The sequence below is a fragment of the Colwellia hornerae genome (assembly GCF_007954355.1).
Classification (GTDB): Bacteria; Pseudomonadota; Gammaproteobacteria; order Enterobacterales; family Alteromonadaceae; genus Colwellia_A; species Colwellia_A hornerae.
The window spans coordinates 1-15,886 of sequence record NZ_VOLR01000018.1 but is presented as its reverse complement, the minus strand read 5'-3'; the positions used below and the strand labels follow the sequence as shown (position 1 = coordinate 15,886).

General features: G+C 37.3%; 17 protein-coding genes. 12 read left to right on the top strand and 5 right to left on the bottom strand.

Going from position 1 to position 15,886, the window contains the following annotated elements:
* Window positions 1-28: 28 nt before the first annotated feature.
* Entirely contained in the window at window positions 29-349 is a 321-nt protein-coding gene (gene clpS, locus ESZ26_RS13125) for an ATP-dependent Clp protease adapter ClpS (protein ID WP_146799935.1), read from the bottom strand.
* Window positions 350-547: 198 nt separating this feature from the next.
* On the opposite strand from clpS, the gene cspD reads away from it, so the two are divergent.
* On the top strand, window positions 548-775 hold the full coding sequence (gene cspD, locus ESZ26_RS13120; RefSeq protein WP_146799934.1) for a cold shock domain-containing protein CspD: 228 nt from the start codon (window positions 548-550) through the stop codon (window positions 773-775).
* Between the two features lie 82 nt (window positions 776-857).
* Here cspD and ESZ26_RS13115 read toward each other — a convergent pair whose 3' ends face one another.
* Window positions 858-1,814: a calcium/sodium antiporter gene (locus ESZ26_RS13115; protein WP_146799933.1), complete on the bottom strand. Its 957-nt coding sequence runs from the start codon at window positions 1,812-1,814 to the stop codon at window positions 858-860.
* Window positions 1,815-1,960: 146 nt separating this feature from the next.
* Here ESZ26_RS13115 and ESZ26_RS13110 point away from each other — a divergent pair, with 146 nt between their 5' ends.
* From ESZ26_RS13110 to ESZ26_RS13070, 9 genes are all read left to right on the top strand, one after another.
* On the top strand, window positions 1,961-2,482 hold the full coding sequence (locus tag ESZ26_RS13110) for a Na+/H+ antiporter subunit E (protein ID WP_170246379.1): 522 nt from the start codon (window positions 1,961-1,963) through the stop codon (window positions 2,480-2,482).
* A gap of 2 nt (window positions 2,483-2,484) precedes the next feature.
* Window positions 2,485-2,781: an MrpF/PhaF family protein gene (locus tag ESZ26_RS13105; RefSeq protein WP_146799931.1), complete on the top strand. Its 297-nt coding sequence runs from the start codon at window positions 2,485-2,487 to the stop codon at window positions 2,779-2,781.
* Window positions 2,771-3,097, top strand: coding sequence for a cation:proton antiporter (locus ESZ26_RS13100; protein WP_146799930.1), 327 nt, complete (start codon window positions 2,771-2,773; stop codon window positions 3,095-3,097). The genes ESZ26_RS13105 and ESZ26_RS13100 overlap by 11 nt, the downstream gene beginning before the upstream one ends.
* Complete coding sequence (locus tag ESZ26_RS13095; protein ID WP_146799929.1) at window positions 3,094-3,369, top strand: hydrogenase subunit MbhD domain-containing protein; 276 nt, start codon at window positions 3,094-3,096, stop codon at window positions 3,367-3,369. The genes ESZ26_RS13100 and ESZ26_RS13095 overlap by 4 nt, the downstream gene beginning before the upstream one ends.
* On the top strand, window positions 3,366-4,049 hold the full coding sequence (locus tag ESZ26_RS13090; RefSeq protein ID WP_146799928.1) for an MnhB domain-containing protein: 684 nt from the start codon (window positions 3,366-3,368) through the stop codon (window positions 4,047-4,049). Before ESZ26_RS13095 ends, ESZ26_RS13090 begins: the two co-directional genes overlap by 4 nt.
* The gene (locus ESZ26_RS13085; RefSeq protein ID WP_146799927.1) at window positions 4,049-4,408 is read left to right on the top strand and encodes an NADH-quinone oxidoreductase subunit K; all 360 of its coding nucleotides are present in this window, start codon (window positions 4,049-4,051) and stop codon (window positions 4,406-4,408) included. The genes ESZ26_RS13090 and ESZ26_RS13085 overlap by 1 nt, the downstream gene beginning before the upstream one ends.
* Window positions 4,371-5,864, top strand: coding sequence for a complex I subunit 5 family protein (locus ESZ26_RS13080; protein ID WP_146799926.1), 1,494 nt, complete (start codon window positions 4,371-4,373; stop codon window positions 5,862-5,864). Before ESZ26_RS13085 ends, ESZ26_RS13080 begins: the two co-directional genes overlap by 38 nt.
* A 37-nt stretch (window positions 5,865-5,901) precedes the next feature.
* Entirely contained in the window at window positions 5,902-9,255 is a 3,354-nt protein-coding gene (locus ESZ26_RS19470) for a complex I subunit 5 family protein (RefSeq protein ID WP_146799925.1), read from the top strand.
* Between the two features lie 124 nt (window positions 9,256-9,379).
* Window positions 9,380-9,760 (top strand): STAS/SEC14 domain-containing protein, encoded by a 381-nt coding sequence (locus ESZ26_RS13070; RefSeq protein ID WP_146799924.1) that lies wholly within the window; start codon window positions 9,380-9,382, stop codon window positions 9,758-9,760.
* A 93-nt stretch (window positions 9,761-9,853) separates the two neighbouring features.
* Here ESZ26_RS13070 and ESZ26_RS13065 read toward each other — a convergent pair whose 3' ends face one another.
* Window positions 9,854-11,896, bottom strand: coding sequence for a TonB-dependent receptor plug domain-containing protein (locus tag ESZ26_RS13065; protein WP_146799923.1), 2,043 nt, complete (start codon window positions 11,894-11,896; stop codon window positions 9,854-9,856).
* A gap of 311 nt (window positions 11,897-12,207) precedes the next feature.
* Here ESZ26_RS13065 and ESZ26_RS13060 point away from each other — a divergent pair, with 311 nt between their 5' ends.
* Both ESZ26_RS13060 and ESZ26_RS13055 read left to right on the top strand, forming a co-directional pair.
* Window positions 12,208-12,591 (top strand): hypothetical protein, encoded by a 384-nt coding sequence (locus ESZ26_RS13060; protein WP_146799922.1) that lies wholly within the window; start codon window positions 12,208-12,210, stop codon window positions 12,589-12,591.
* Window positions 12,592-12,988: 397 nt separating this feature from the next.
* On the top strand, window positions 12,989-15,055 hold the full coding sequence (locus ESZ26_RS13055; protein ID WP_146799921.1) for a S8 family serine peptidase: 2,067 nt from the start codon (window positions 12,989-12,991) through the stop codon (window positions 15,053-15,055).
* 254 nt (window positions 15,056-15,309) lie between these two features.
* Here the strand turns inward: ESZ26_RS13055 and ESZ26_RS19255 are convergent, their stop codons facing one another.
* Window positions 15,310-15,483 (bottom strand): hypothetical protein, encoded by a 174-nt coding sequence (locus ESZ26_RS19255; protein WP_170246378.1) that lies wholly within the window; start codon window positions 15,481-15,483, stop codon window positions 15,310-15,312.
* Entirely contained in the window at window positions 15,474-15,773 is a 300-nt protein-coding gene (locus ESZ26_RS13050; RefSeq protein WP_146799920.1) for a hypothetical protein, read from the bottom strand. The genes ESZ26_RS19255 and ESZ26_RS13050 overlap by 10 nt, the downstream gene beginning before the upstream one ends.
* Between the last annotated feature and the right edge of the window lie 113 nt (window positions 15,774-15,886).

Below are 15,886 nucleotides of genomic sequence, written 5' to 3'. Positions count from 1 at the left end.
AGACTACTCCACTTTAAACCATGCGAATTCACGCTTTTTCCATTGTACATTGCAATGGGTGCTCATTTTCTAATGCGTATTGATTAACTTGTTCAACTTTTGTTTCTGCTATTTCTGCAGTAAAAGTACCGCAGCGCCCCTTTCCTTTATAATGTATCTCTAACATTACGTCAGTCGCCTTATCTGAGTTCATATTAAAAAATCGACATAACACATCTATGACAAAATCCATCGGCGTATAATCATCGTTAAGTAACACGACAGTATACATAGGGGGCTTTTCAAATTGCTCTACAAGTTCTTCTTCAAGGACTTCTTGATTATCTAGTAACTCTTTCCACTTGCTCATAATTTTATATTAGTCTGTACCTAGTGATTTTGCGTTAACATTTAAAAAAATAAATATTCAATTAACTGCTAAATTAACTTGATTATTTATGTAACTTGTCTACTGTTTAATTTAGTGATTATTTTTTAATCATTAATACATTTATGTTAATGCTTTATGCAAGCATACCTAATTACCGATGTAGAAGGAAGTTGAAGTATGGCTCACGGGACAGTGAAGTGGTTTAATAATGCAAAAGGGTTTGGTTTTATTCGTCCAGAGGATGGTGGTGAAGATATTTTCGCGCATTATTCAACAATCCAAATGGAAGGATACCGTACATTAAAAGCTGGTCAAGACGTTGATTATGAACTAAATGCAGGCCCCAAAGGCCACCATGCTGCTAGTATTACCCCTGATGAAATAGAAGCTTTGGGTGAAGAATAATTTTCAATTGCACTACAATAATCTAATAAAATACCTGTTTGCTCATCTAGCAACCAGGTATTTTTTTATTCCGTGATTAATACTAATTATAATAGAGATATCCGAGCGAAACATAAGTAACATAAAACAACAGTAAAAAGATGGATTTTAGTTTGCCTATTGAATGGCCAAACAATAAGAACACGGTCAATACCACAGTGATAAATAACAAAGCCCATTGATCAAATACGGCAAATCGTCCTTCCAACGAAATAGGCGAAATTAACGAAGAAACCCCGAGTATACCCAGAATATTGAAAATATTACTGCCAACAACATTAGCAACAGCAACATCCATGTGTTTTCTTAATACCGCCATGACCGAAATAGTAAATTCAGGTAATGATGTCCCTATGGCGACCAAAGTCAGTCCAATAAGTGCTTCAGATATTCCTAACGCTTTAGCAATAATAGTTGCCCCTGTAACAAACCATTGTGCACCTAACATCAGAAAGCCTAAGCCAAATACTATGGATAATATCACCAGCCATGTTTTTTGAGGTTTACGCTGTAACTCTTTTCCCTCAGCTTGGTGAATCTTATGTGAGGCCGTATTATGATTTTTTTCTTTGTAAATGGTAAAGCCTAGATAAGCCAAAAGCGCGCAAATCATCAGCAGACCAGAAAGAATAGAAAAAGAACCCGTTAAGCCCATTAAGATAAGTAGCACTACAGCCGCTAACATCACGATTGCATCGCGTTTAAGGGCAGACTGTTTAAATGCTAACGGTGCTATTAATCCACAAGTGCCGATAATAAAGCCAATATTACCTATATTACTACCAATGATATTCCCTAATGCCACACTAGGATTGTTATTTACAATGGCATTTACTGAAACGATTAATTCTGGCATAGAGGTGCCAAAACCAACAATGACTAAACCACTTAAAAAAGGAGAAACATTAAGCTTGTTCGCCGCAGACATGGCTCCGCGTATCAAAAGCTCACCGCCAATGATTAACATCAACAGCCCTGCAATCATCATTACATAATTCATAAATTTGCCTGTGAAAAGCCTACAGAAAAGTTTTAATTATTATATCTTTAAAATAGTAAAAAGATGACAGTTTTTTGTAGGCTTTGTTGTAGTTAACTTCTATAATTATAAATAATATTAACAATAACAATACTAAGTGTTAAATCTTGTTTTACTTCTTATCCAGCCTCTTATTAACAGGCTTTTGGTTTTTACTTACTGATGGTGAGCTTACTTCATTGCTTGTTGGTGTTGTTTTTATCCCAATGAGCATTTTTGTATCTGCCAAATTGTCCGAAAAAACCGACAGTGCTAATCGTACTTTTTACATCAACATAGCTAAAGTACCTAAATTCATTTGGTTTTTCATTTATCAATCGATAAAGGGCGGTACCGACACAGCAGTGCGGGTATTCTCTGTTGACATGAAATTACAACCTGAATTCATTCACTATTCAATTAAACATTTACCTGGCGGTTCACCGATGAACTTATTTATGAATGTGGTTAGTTTATTACCCGGTTCGGTAAGTGTCATTAGAGAGCCTACTAGCGTATTGGTTCATGTGCTAACCGTTACCAGCAGTTCATTAGAAGATATATACCAATGTGAACTCGCTATCTGTGAATTGTACCGTTTAGACATTTCTTCACCAAGTGATAACCCATCAATAAAAAGAGTAAGCTAGAAATGATTGTCTTTTACATGATTGTTGTCACCCTTTTATTGCTCTGTTTAATCGTTGGACTAATTAGGGTCTTAATAGGTCCCGATAACGCCAACCGTATGTTGGCCGCACAATTGTTTGGCACTATAGGTACGACAATCGTTATTGTCTTGTCGGTATTACAAAACAACGAAGTGATAACTAACGTTGCTTTAGTTTTCACATTATTAGCATCAATAACTGTCATTGCTTTTTTAAAATTAGCGGAACAACCTACCGACAACGCTGGCCCTTTGGAGAATCATAAAAATGATAGCTAATATCTTTACCATCGTAATGTTGTCGCTGGGTTGCATTTTCTTTATTGCTGGAACGTTAGGACTATTACGTTTTCCTGATGTATTTTGTCGACTACATGCGCTGACTAAATCTGACAATTTAGGAGTAGGCCTAATCACCTTAGGCTTGCTACCACAAGTTGATAGTGTCTCTATGGCAATAAAAATTCTTTTGGTGTGGGGTTTACTCTTACTAACAAGTGCAACGAGCTGTCATTTAGTGGCTCGCCATGAACGCAGAAGACAATTAGTTGAACATGATGGCAACCAGCACAATAAAGGGATAAATATCAAATGAATAGCGAGTTATGGATTGACATCTTATTGTGTCTTGGTGTTTTGACCATTGCCAGTTCAATGTTCTTAGTTAAACAGTCATTCACCGCTATTGTATTATTTATTAGTCTTGGGCTGGTGATCACCCTTTGTTGGATCCAGTTGAATGCTATTGATGTTGCGATCGCTGAAGCCGCTATTGGCGCAGGTTTAACGGGAGCAATGTTGCTGGCGTCATGGCGTAAATTATCAATAGATAAACCCGCAGAAAAAAAGGGTCGAGGTGATCTTTGATAAAATTTTTAGCTAACAATAGTCACGTTATTGAAAAAGCACTCATTATTATTTTAGTCACTCTCTTTAGCGCATTTTTCATTTTTGCTATATTTAACCAGGCTCCTCATAGCAATGAACTACAAGTGTTAACGTTAACTCAACTTGATAAAACGGGTGTAACAAATATTGTTACCGCTGTACTGTTAAATTACCGTGCTTACGATACTTTTATCGAATTTGCTGTTTTTTTAGTAGTCGCGATAGCTGTTTTACCCTACATAATAGATACCCCTGTTTTGACCTTTACCCTTCAAGAAGAATCGCAAGTATTATTAATCGCCAAGATCTTTATCCCGTTAACTATTATTATGGCGGGTTATTTACTGTGGATTGGTTCAACAAAGCCCGGTGGCGCTTTTCAAGCTTCGGCTTTGCTAGCCGGCTGTTTAGTTTTATTATCTTTAGCCAATGTACAAGTTATCAACTTCACTCAGTTACGTTATCGATTGTTAATGTCGTCAGGGTTAATCGCATTTATCGCGGTAATACTGCTACTTTATTTGCAGTCACATTCTTTTCTCACTTTTCCTGTTGAGTTAGCTGGCGCCAGTATTTTAGTCATTGAATTTTTTGCAACCTTTGCAATTGCCTTAATATTATTTCTTTGTTTTGAATCGATTAACAAAGGACACGCGTAATGGAATTATCCCAAACTAATTTATACACCCTTTGCTCTATTTTATTGTTCGCTATCGGCTTGCTGGGTTTTTTATTAAATAGCGATTTCATTCGTAAATTACTGGGCTTAAATGTCATTGGTATTGCTATTTTTATGTTGCTACTTGCCGCAGCCCACACCTACCCTGATGCTATTGATCCCATTCCACATGCAATGGTATTAACAGGAATAATAGTTGCCGCAGCTGGTACCGCTTTAGGGCTTAACTTAGCTTCTAAAATAGCCAAGTTCGCACGACTAGTTCAAAAAGAAGAAGCGGCTACACAAGCAGAGTCGGCCTATGAAAAGAGTAGCAATGATACTCAAGGTCGAGGTTAATTTGATTAATAATTTCATTACAATTTTTTCAATACCGACATTAATGATACTACCTATGGTTATTGCTATTATTTGCTTTGTGGCAGGTAATACGAGATTAAGCCGCCTTATTAGTGTTATTAGTTCAATAACGTTAGTGGTGATCTGTGCACTACAAGCGGGTTATGTTTTACAACAAGCTGCACCGATTGAGTTAATTATTGGTGGCTGGCAGCCGCCACTGGGCATAAGATTATCGATTAACGAATTTAGCGCCATTATGCTGTTAATGACCTCGACCATAGGTTTAGCTATCACCTTTTACAGTACTCAATATTTTGATGATGACGAAAAAGAAATCCGCTTTTGGCCTTTATGGTGGTTTTTGATCACCGCCTTAAATGGTGTTTTTATCTCCTCGGATATTTTTAATACTTATATTATGCTCGAGCTTTTGGGGCTTTCTGCGGTAAGCTTAATTGCTATTCAAGGTACGCAGCAAGCACTACAAGCCTCATTTCAATACCTATTAGTTGGCCTGTTTGGCTCGTTAATGTATTTATTGGGTGTGGCTATTATTTATCGTACTTATGGCGTTCTCGACAATCAACTGGTTGCTAATTTAGTCGAAAGTAATACTAGTATGCAGTTAGCGTTAGCCCTTATTACCTTAGGTATGATGATGAAGTGTGCTTTATTTCCATTACACTTTTGGCTACCTTCAGCACATTCCAATGCTTCTGCGCCAGTCAGCGCCATGTTGTCTGCTTTAGTGGTTAAAGCAGCATTTTTTATTCTCTTTACCTTCTGGTTTAAAATCCTCGCGCCAGTAGTTACATTTACTGCTGTGACTATAATGGGAATATTTGGCGCCATGGCGGTCATTTATGGCTCATATCGGGCTTTTACTTCACCCAGATTAAAGCAATTAATTGCCTACTCTACTGTTGCACAAATTGGTTATTTATTTCTTGCATTTCCGTTAATGTTTACCACGCCCGATTTAGCCCGAACGGCGGTCATTTACTTCATTGTTGCCCATGGCTGTGCAAAAGCCGCAATGTTTTTAGCTGCCGGCGTTATTCAAAAAGCCATGGGGCATGATCAATTATCACAACTGCAAGGCATAGCGTCACAACTCCCCATTAGTATTTTTGTTTTTGCGGTAACCAGTGCCAGTTTAATTGGGCTGCCGCCAAGCGGAGGTTTTATTGCTAAATGGTTATTATTGAATAATGCCGTAGAAGCTCAGCAATGGTGGTGGGTATTAACCCTCTTTATTGGCGGGTTATTGGCAAGTGCTTATCTATTTAGAGTGCTCAACTTGGCGTTTACCACACCGACTCAGGAAAACTCACTTACCGTTTTAGCTATCAGTGAAAGTAAGCTTTTAGGTGCGGTTGGCCTTTCTATTATTACGATTATTATTGGTTTAAATGCGATGTGGTTAACTAACCTAATTACGGGTAGTTACTAATGATTAATGTTGTAAATGAGCTTCAAGGAAATTCAGCATGTTAAACGACTGGCTACCGCTTATTATTTTAATCGTTGCCTTTAGTACCGGCATTTTGATGATGGTCATCGGTGAAAAAAATGAAAAACTCAGAACATCCGTTAATTTAACGAGTGCTGCAATTAATATTATCTTAATTGGCATAATGCTGTTGGGCGTTTCGCAAGGCGCAGTATTTGAAACAAGATTACCGCTATTACCTGATATTAACTTAGTACTCAAAGCTGACGCCCTGTCTTTAGCCTTTGTGACACTTTCAGGCGTGTTATGGTTTTTTACCACCATTTATGCCGTGGGTTACTTTAAGAAAGGAAAGCACAAAAGTCGATTCTTTGGCTTTTTCAGTCTCTGTGTTTTTTCAACATTAGGGGTCGCTTTAGCGGGTAATTTAATTACTTTTTTGATTTTTTATGAGCTCCTTACCTTAGCGACCTACCCATTAATTGTCCATAAAGGTAATGACGATTCGTTAAAATCTGGTAAAACCTATTTACGTTATACGATGATCGGTGGCGCTATTTTAATGGTTGCTGTTGTCTGGTTAAAGTCTATCGCGGGTGCTTTAGATTTTTCAACTCCAGATATTTTACTTAATACCCCCAATATTGATCCAACCACCATCACTATTATTTTTGTCATGCTGATGATAGGTTTAGGGGTTAAAGCGGCTTTATTTCCACTGCATGGTTGGTTACCTCGTGCAATGGCAGCACCGGCACCGGTTAGTTCATTATTACATGCTGTAGCGGTAGTAAAAGCTGGAGCTTTTGGCATTATACGTGTGGTTTATGATGTTTATGGCGTCGACCTAGCCAGTTCTTTAGGTGTTTTACAAGTGCTGTTGGTCTTTGCATGTATTACCATTATTTATGGTTCGGTAAGGGCTATTTATCAAGATGATATAAAAAAGCGTCTTGCCTATTCAACGGTGAGTCAGGTGTCCTATATAACTTTAGGCATTGCACTCGCTGGCCCTATTGCTGCCGTTGGCGCTATTATGCACTTAGTGCATCAAGGGCTAATGAAAATCACTATGTTCTTTTGTGCCGGCCTGTTGGCTGAAACACATCACATTTATAAAGTTAGTCAGTTAAATGGTATTGCTAAAAAAATGCCAATCACCATGACTGCCTTTACCATCGCAATTTTAGGTATGATTGGTATACCGCCAATCGCTGGCTTTGTTTCTAAGTGGTACCTTGGTGTTGGCGCTATTGAAACCGGTAATACTTGGGTAATAGCAGTGCTAGCGGGTAGTAGTTTATTAAACGCAATTTATTTCTTACCCCTGGTTTACCGCGCATGGTTTCTTGCCCCTTCACTCGAAAGCCAAGATACCGGGCACGCCAGTTTACCAACGCAATTATCGACACCGGTATATGCTACGCAACACGCAGAACTACCTGCAGAGCAACATACTGAGCATCAAAACCATATAGAGAATAAACCAACGCTTGAAGCACATTGGATGATGTTATTGCCACCGGTAGTTACCATCACATTTGCAATTTTGGCAGGGCTATTTGCTAATAGTCAATATAGCGCATTAAGCTGGTCAAAGCTCATAGCCTCCTCTGATTCTATCGGCTTTAGTCAAACAACAACTTTGTTGCAATCATCGATTTTACCTCAGCAAATGTCGAGTTTATTAATTTGGTCTATTTTATTACCGCTAATATTAGCCGCATTAATTATCATCCGCCCTAAAGCTATCCAACTTACCTATTTAATGCCCCTTTGCGCCATTCCTGCTATTTATTTAGGCTTCCAACCTGAATATTATTTTCAAAGCATCCCATTCTTATTTTTTGGTAGTGAGCTTTCACTCGATGAACTCAGCCAAGGTTTTCTATTGCTGGCGGGGCTATTATGGCTACTAAGCTCAACATATGCTTTATTTTATCCTCATTTGGGTAATAATAAACCTACCTTTATGGCATTATTTTGTGTCGCTATGGCCAGTAGTTTTGGTTTAGTTCTCAGCACAGACATGTTTGGATTTTTGACCTTTTTTACTTTGATGAGTTTGTCGTCCTATGTACTCATTATTAGGGATAAAACAGCACCCGCTATTTTAGCGGCTAATGTCTATATAAAGTGGGTCATTGTCGGTGAAGTTGCTATTTTTAGTGCCTTTTGTATTCTTAATTATATGGACATTTCTCAACAGATAGTTAGCCCAACGTTATTACAGTTTATGGGACTAATGCTGGTTGTTGGTTTTGGTATAAAAATTGGCTTATTTGGTTTTCATGCTTGGTTGCCCCTTGCGCACCCTGTTGCTGCAGTGCCCGCTAGTGCCTTATTAAGTGGCTTTATGGTAAAAGCTGGCATGATTGGTTGGCTTAAATTTTTTCCTTTTCAAAGCAATGATCTTGCGACATTTTATCACTTAGGTTTACTGACTATTGTTATTGGCGCCATTGGCGCCTTTTATGCGGCAATAAAGGGGGTAATGCAAAAGGATCCCAAAGCGGTGCTTGCTTATTCTACCGTGAGCCAAATGGGCATATTATCTGCCTGTTTTGGTGTGATATTAGCCTTTCCCGCTCTGAAAGATGCAATGACCAGCGCCATTATTTTCTATGCTATTCATCACGGTTTAGCTAAGTCAGCTTTATTTTTATCTGTGGGAACTACACCATTATTAAATAAACAAAGTAATACACCAGTCTTCCTGCGTGGTATGACTTATAGCACTATGGTACTACCGGCGTTATCCTTGGTTGGAGCTGCGTTTACCAGTGGATTTTTCGCTAAAAATGAAGTCAAAATTTTGCTCATTGACTTACCTTATTTGAAATATGCGATTATTATCAGTGCATTATTTACCGGACTTTTAATGTGTCGTTTTATCCATATGGCTTACGACAAAGGTCAGAAAAATAGTGCTCATGGCAAGAAATCTGAATACCCATTACTGGCCATTTGCCTAGTTAACACCCTTCTAGTACTGTTAGCGCCTTGGTCTTTACTTAATGAAAAGTACACCTTAACCAGCTTATTATCACTGGTAAGCCTAAATAGCTTTATCTCATCATTAGTGCCCATAGTTGTAGCAATTATTGTCTATAAGTTACTAGTGACCTTTATTCTAGACGGCCGCGTAACTTTCAGCATCGATGGTTTGAAGTTAGTAGCAATAAAAAAACTTTTTTTATCAGGCGAAAAGCTGACACCAAAAATTGTACAAGATAAAGCCGTTAACCTTGGCTTACTCGCTCAACTGAAAAATTTTATTGATAAAAAGCTCTCCCCCCAGGAAGTGATGCCACTGAATATGCAATCAACCTATGTGTCAGTAGTTTTAATCAGTGTTTGTATTTTATTATTGGTGGCCTTTGGGGTTTAAATGTAATATGCCTTCTTCTAATGAAAGATAAACCGCGATATTTACTATAATTCAGTTACAATGCAAATCTTTAGTCTATTAACTAAACACGACTAATAAATGGTTATGTTATTGGAGAGTCAAATTGACGATAGAGCATGGTGATAACACGATAATTTTAAAAGATAATATTATACATATTACCTTAAAAGGGTCTTTTAATGAGTATGGTGCTGAAGAAGTCTCGCAAAAAACAGCAGCAATAATCAAATCGCTCAATCAAAGCAATTTTCTGATCCTCGTTAATCTTTCAAACTTAAACGGTGCTACGCCAGACGCATTTAATATATCTAATAAGTTTAATGAGTGGCTCAATGGCCAAAATATGGTAGCAAAAGCTATCGTCATTACCTCGCAAGTGATAAAAAGTATTGACCAACAATGGGTGCCTTCAAAAGCGGCTCAAAATATAGAGTATTTTGATAACGAAGATGATGCGCTAACGTGGTTAAAAGCACAGTTATAAAAAATTTTATCGAATCTATGGCACTCAAGGTTGCCCTTGTGTGAGTAATTAAGATTCAAGAGATATAACATTCGATAAAGATTGTTTTATTTATCACTGCAACCAAAAATCTAAGCTAATACTGGCTAACCAGGTATTACCTAAAATAAATATTTTAGGTAATACCGATAGATTAGCGTTATCGTCACCTTCAATTAAGTGTTCTGCTACAAAGTCTTGAGTATCTGGATAGACTACCTTTTTTCCCAGTAAATTTTTTACTGTAAAGAACAATGAATAGCGCTCAGTCTTATAATTGTAATTTGCATTAAGTAAATATGAGGCTTGCGCTTTATTGCGTTTGCTGATGGTTCGCAGTGAAACCCCTAAAGTTTGCAATTCGTCCCAAGGATATGACACCCCAAAAGCTGTAGTAATTTTGGGTACAATCGCGGCTAAGTTATCATCACGCAGCTCACGATTTCCTTGATGAATATAAGCAAAATTGGCAAATACCGTATAGTTTTTAAAAACGCGTTGGTAATCTAATTCAATGCCACTTCGATCAAAGCTACCTGAATTAAAAAAACTAACCAGATTGTTATTAAAACCCCGTTGAATAAAATCATCTGCTTTCAACAAATAAGCGTTTGCAACAAACAACGTATTATCTTTTTCATATGAATAAGCCAGATCGGTAGTTTTAACGAGTTCAGCTTTTAAATTAGGATTTCCTTCTATCGTGCCAGGAATATTTATAAATAATTGAGTAAAATTAGGTGAGTTAAAACCAACCGAATAAAGCAGTTTTATCGATTGATGGTTATCTATTTGGTAAACTGTTGAAATACGTGGGGTCACTCGATCTCCACTCTGGCTGTTATTTGTGTAGCGACCACCAATAAGAAACCGCCATTGCTGGTATTGGTAATCTATTTGACCAAATAAGGCGCTCTCTTCAACACCTTGGGATTCAATTAACCTTAATATATTGCGGTTAGTCGCTACGCTATATAAATTATAATTTTCAATACGTCGCTTTTCAAATTCCATACCGCTATTTAAAATTAAAGTGTCGCTCCAGTGATAATCAAAGGTAGCTCCAGTGCGCCAGCGGGTATTGTTATCACCATTATTATCAAAACGAAATCCACCATCATTGTCTAAACCAAGCACATTTCGCGAGACAAATTGTAAATAAAATTGATTATATTCACTATAGAGTTGCAGGTTTGAATGTTCAAATTCCCACCCCTTATCCAGATGTAATAAATACCCCTTATGCTCTCTTTGTGTCGCTATGCTTAAGTGGGTTGGCGCGTTAGTATCATTGGTCATCGAGTCAAAGATTTGAAAATTAAGATTAAAATCATGGTATCGAAAACGCGCCAGCACAGAGGTCATTTCTTCTGTTATAACAATATGATCAAAGTCCGGTGTGCCCTTTGGAAAAAAAGGTGGTTGTGGCGTTCCCGCTATATAGCTGGTAAAACCATTATCTTTTTGAGACTCAACAGCTAATGAGAGATGAGAATCAGCATTAAAAGCATGAAAGTAATAACCGCCAACATTGAGTTTTTGATTAGAGTCATAATTTATGGCTAGGCTGTTGCCCGCTTTTTGTTTAGTGACAATTTTAATGACACCAGCAGAAGCATTCGTACCATAATAGATAGCGCCAGGTCCGCGAATAACTTCCACATGACTGATAGCCTCAATAGGAATACCTAAAAGCGGTATTTCAGAATGTGATGGCATCCAGTAGGGAACGTCATCCAATAAAAAGAGAATTTTCTGGTTAAAGGCTTCCACTATTCCTCTGATCATTACGGGAGTGCCACCCGCTCGGTTTTCTTGTAGCACAAAACCGGGAATAAACGACAGCATATCTTTTAGGGTTCTAATACCCATCAAAGTTAAGTCATCTTGATTGTAGCGGGAAACTATCGCGGGAGTTTGAATAATCCGTTCTGAGGTATAAGAGGCAACTTCAACCCTAACGTTTAGTAACTCAGCCAGTGAAAGCTCAAAAATAGCTTGTTGTTCTTCAAAGCTTTTTTCAGCCGAGCTTATACCAGTAAATAAAAGCAATGATATCAACGCAACTCGTTGGCAAAAATTAACAATTAAAGCAGGATCACTTGACCGTATTACCATTTAAAGTGTCTCTAAGTTTAATTTATTTCAAAGTTTAGAAGGGTTTCTCTAAAAAAACCACGTTGATTAAGTTATTTTTCACTCAGTTCAAATTAGTAGCCCTATGAGGGGAATCCAGTGAAGCCTATGATTTAATTAAAAATAATCACTCTACTTCACCATGCTCCTGATAAAATATTAACAACAAGCTAATGAGAAATTCCTGCTAAGTAATTTTATTAGGATTAGCTGGGGGTTATTCCCGATTATAACACTAAATAAAATAATGCAGAGTAGATTGGTAGAATCAAAACGTTAAAGGAAATTAAATAATGAAAAATAAAATTGTTGTTCTATTTATTTGTGTACTGGCTATTACCTCGTTTAACAACAATGCGGGTACATTTATTAGTTCAAAATTACAATTTTCATTACCTTTTTTAGCACAAGAGACTAAAGCGTCTGTTACAACTGACCTGTGTAATAAATTTGTCAATATTATACCAAGTTCACGTTATGTCATACTAACTGAAATACTTAAGTCGAGCGTTTATCAAACTGGTAATAGATTAAATGTTGATTTATTAGCGAAACGAAAAATCTTCTATAAAAACAAAAAAAACAGACATACAAAGCGATGGTCTAAAGAAAAAAGCATTCGTTCTTCAACATCAACTAAGCAATTAAATCCAGAACAACCTAATAAAACAGCTTAACGATTTAAACGACAAATCTTTTCAACATCACCATAGAAAACCAGCGTATTTTCTCTGCTAAAAAGATAATTCCAATAAATTGGAGATATTGATTAAAACCTAGAGGCAATCGTTCATAAACCCATATAATATAGTAACTTGCATAAAATTAGCTATATTGATTCCAGAGCTTTTTATAAAAAAATTGACCAGTATATAATGAATTATTAACTTTTTTACCCACGACTATCTCTTCATAACTTCCATTCAAGCGTATTAAAAAACATCTGCTAAGTAGTTTTATCACACAGACCTAGGGGTTCTTCACGATTATAACGCTAAACAAAATTATGCACAGTAGGTGAGTTAATGAGATTAAAATCATTCAAAATTATAATCATTCAAAAGGAATAAGAAAATGAAAAAGACACTTTTGGCACTGTCGGTCAGTGTAGTCGCTGCAACCACATTTAATGTTAATGCAGATGCGCTTATCGGCTCTAAATTACAATCTTTGTTACCCACTTTAGTTCAAAGTACTAAAGTGATTGTTTCAACCCACCAGTACAATGAACTAGATAATGTTATGACTGGTTTAAACGTTCCTTATTTAGCGTTAAAAGTATTACCTATGGCGGGTACCTCTTTAACTCGCAGCCAAATTAATAACTTAGCTAAAGATGCACGGGTTAAGAGTATTTATTTTGATGCTCCTTTAGAGTATTACAACTATAACTCTGGCGAAATTACCAGTGGTCATCTAGTACATGACGATTATGGTGTTTATGGCGAAGGTTCAACGATTGCAGTACTCGATTCAGGTGTTGATGCAACACACCCTGATTTATTACTAGGTGATAAAACTATCCAAAATGTTAAAATTGCTGGCGATCTTGATTTTGCCGGTGGTAAAAACTTATTTTTAGAAGGTGTGCCAAATACCGATACGAGCTCAGGACACGGCACACATGTTGGCGGCACTGTTGCCGGTAGCGGTGAAGCATCAAGAGATGATGAACGGAGAAGTTTTTATCAAGCAGGTATCGCCCCAAAAGCAACTTTGGTAGGTCTAGGCGCTGGTGAAGCTATTTCAATTCTTTATGCTATTGCTGGCTTTGATTATGCAATTGCTAATAGCGAACGTTATAGTATAGATGTCATAACGAACAGTTGGGGTGGCGGTGACGGCGCAAGTTTTGATCCGAACAACCCTACCAACCAAGCCTCTTATCAAGCTTACAAAAAAGGCATCGTAGTGACCTTTGCCGCTTCTAATAGTGGTCCAGATGACAACACCCTTAACCAATATGCAATTGCCCCTTGGGTTATTAACGTTGCTGCTGGCACAACTGACCGTCAATTAGCTGATTTTTCAAGCCGTGGTGTTGAAGGTGATTGGATTAAAACACCTGATATTACTGCGCCAGGTAGCTCAATTGTATCAACGCGAGCACTTAATACGCCATTGGGCGCGGCAGGTCCCATTATCGACCCTGCTCATCCTGAATATCACCTTTATTATGCCAGTATGAGTGGTACGTCAATGGCGACACCTTTTGTTGCTGGTGTGGTCGGTTTATTGATGGAAGTGAACCCACAATTATCACCCGATCAAGTTGAACAAATTTTAAAAGACAGCGCAGACGAAATGCCTGGCTATAAAGTACATCAAGTGGGTGCGGGTCATATTAACGTAAAAGCCGCTGTAGATTTGGCTAGAGTTACTATCGGTGAAAGAACAGATTTTATGAACGGACAAACTGGCTGGTCAAGCCAAGGCGTTTGGTCTGAAGTTTCTGAAACTGATGAAAATGTTAATTACAAAAAACGTTGGGCTGTAAAAACGAGTCCATTATCGTCAGATGGCACCTTTAAACAGACACGTCGTAGAAATGCGGAAATTAGCTTTGATTTCATTGGTGATAGTGTTCAATTAAAATATATAACTAATAATAGAAAAGGTCATGCCGAATTATTTCTTGATGGTAAAAGCCAAGGTTTATTAGATTATTATTCGCCACAACGTCAAGTTAAAACTGTTGCATTTAGAGATTTATCCACCGATAGCGTTCATAGCATAAGCCTTAAACGTATCAACGGTACAGTTTCGTTTGACGGTATTTTACTCGACGGTCAATTAGTCGACTCCGCGGCGGTCATTATCAAAACCGAGAGTAACTTTGCCGGTTCAGTGGGTCCATCATATGAAAATATGGAAGTGTCGGATCATGATATACAGCTGACAGATAACGTTTCTATGCTTAATGCCGTGTTAACGTGGTCAGGTGTTGCAGATTTAGATTTTGACTTACTTAACGAAGCAGGTGAAGTTGTCGCTAATAGCGCCTCTTTAGATAACCCTGAAGAAATTAACTTTCGCCCAACTAGCGGTGGACTTTATACTTTACGCGTTAATGGTTATATCTCAGTAGCCACTGAATATACGATTGCCGTAACAACTTCAACACTTGAAACTAATAATTAATCATTAGTTTCAAAAGTTAAGCCGCTAAGATACACTTAGCGGCTTTTCTATTTCCTACCCACTACAAACCAAGCAATTAATAACATTAGTATTTTTACTTATACAGATAGACGTCGCTAGTGATATTTCTATATAAAATGATAATGCGCACAAAGTTATCATCATTTATAATAGAGTTAAGCTAAATTTATGCGTGATCTGACATTTGTTAATTTATCGTTTTATCAAACAAGTAGGACATTAGCAGGCTTAAATTATTGATTTGATGGTTGATAAAATGAAAGCATATCGCGCCTTAATGCTTCAGCATCGATATTTTTTTCTTCAAAGATACCATCTAACTTTTCTTGTGATTTTTTATCAAAATAACCATATGTGGCGACAATAAAATATCTACCTCCTAACTTATAGATGTCTTTTACTGGCATTTTATTTTTGAAATTAGTGATAAATATGCACCAATAGAAAACGCGATTAATTGCTTCGCTTCTTTAAGTACAACACCTTCTAAAGATTTATCAACATTGAGTTTCCAGCCTTGTTCTGTCTTATCAAATGTAAGTATATTCCCTTCTACATCCTTGAGGATGAATTGCTTGCTACTACTTGATTGTAAATCATAATCTTTTAATTTTATGTAAGAAGTACTTAATTTAAAGGTATCGTTGAATTCAACAAATGCCTTTTTCCCATACGTATTAGCATGTGAACTACCCACCGACGCCGCTTCGCGTCGATCAATGGGCTTCTGCAATCTAGTTTTAGACGACTAGGCTGCTTCTTTTTTCTCAGTTCCCACATCAAACGTTGATAACTCAAAGACTTTCGTTT

Coding starts and splice junctions, on each gene's coding strand:
- ESZ26_RS13055 (WP_146799921.1), top strand. CDS start 12,989: ATGAAAAAGACACTTTTGGCACTGTCGGTCAGTGTAGTCGCTGCAACC.
- ESZ26_RS13095 (WP_146799929.1), top strand. CDS start 3,094: ATGAATAGCGAGTTATGGATTGACATCTTATTGTGTCTTGGTGTTTTG.
- ESZ26_RS13115 (WP_146799933.1), bottom strand. CDS start 1,814: ATGAATTATGTAATGATGATTGCAGGGCTGTTGATGTTAATCATTGGC.
- ESZ26_RS13080 (WP_146799926.1), top strand. CDS start 4,371: ATGAAAAGAGTAGCAATGATACTCAAGGTCGAGGTTAATTTGATTAAT.
- ESZ26_RS13065 (WP_146799923.1), bottom strand. CDS start 11,896: ATGGTAATACGGTCAAGTGATCCTGCTTTAATTGTTAATTTTTGCCAA.
- ESZ26_RS13105 (WP_146799931.1), top strand. CDS start 2,485: ATGATTGTCTTTTACATGATTGTTGTCACCCTTTTATTGCTCTGTTTA.
- cspD (WP_146799934.1), top strand. CDS start 548: ATGGCTCACGGGACAGTGAAGTGGTTTAATAATGCAAAAGGGTTTGGT.
- ESZ26_RS19470 (WP_146799925.1), top strand. CDS start 5,902: ATGTTAAACGACTGGCTACCGCTTATTATTTTAATCGTTGCCTTTAGT.
- clpS (WP_146799935.1), bottom strand. CDS start 349: ATGAGCAAGTGGAAAGAGTTACTAGATAATCAAGAAGTCCTTGAAGAA.
- ESZ26_RS13100 (WP_146799930.1), top strand. CDS start 2,771: ATGATAGCTAATATCTTTACCATCGTAATGTTGTCGCTGGGTTGCATT.
- ESZ26_RS13085 (WP_146799927.1), top strand. CDS start 4,049: ATGGAATTATCCCAAACTAATTTATACACCCTTTGCTCTATTTTATTG.
- ESZ26_RS19255 (WP_170246378.1), bottom strand. CDS start 15,483: ATGCCAGTAAAAGACATCTATAAGTTAGGAGGTAGATATTTTATTGTC.
- ESZ26_RS13060 (WP_146799922.1), top strand. CDS start 12,208: ATGAAAAATAAAATTGTTGTTCTATTTATTTGTGTACTGGCTATTACC.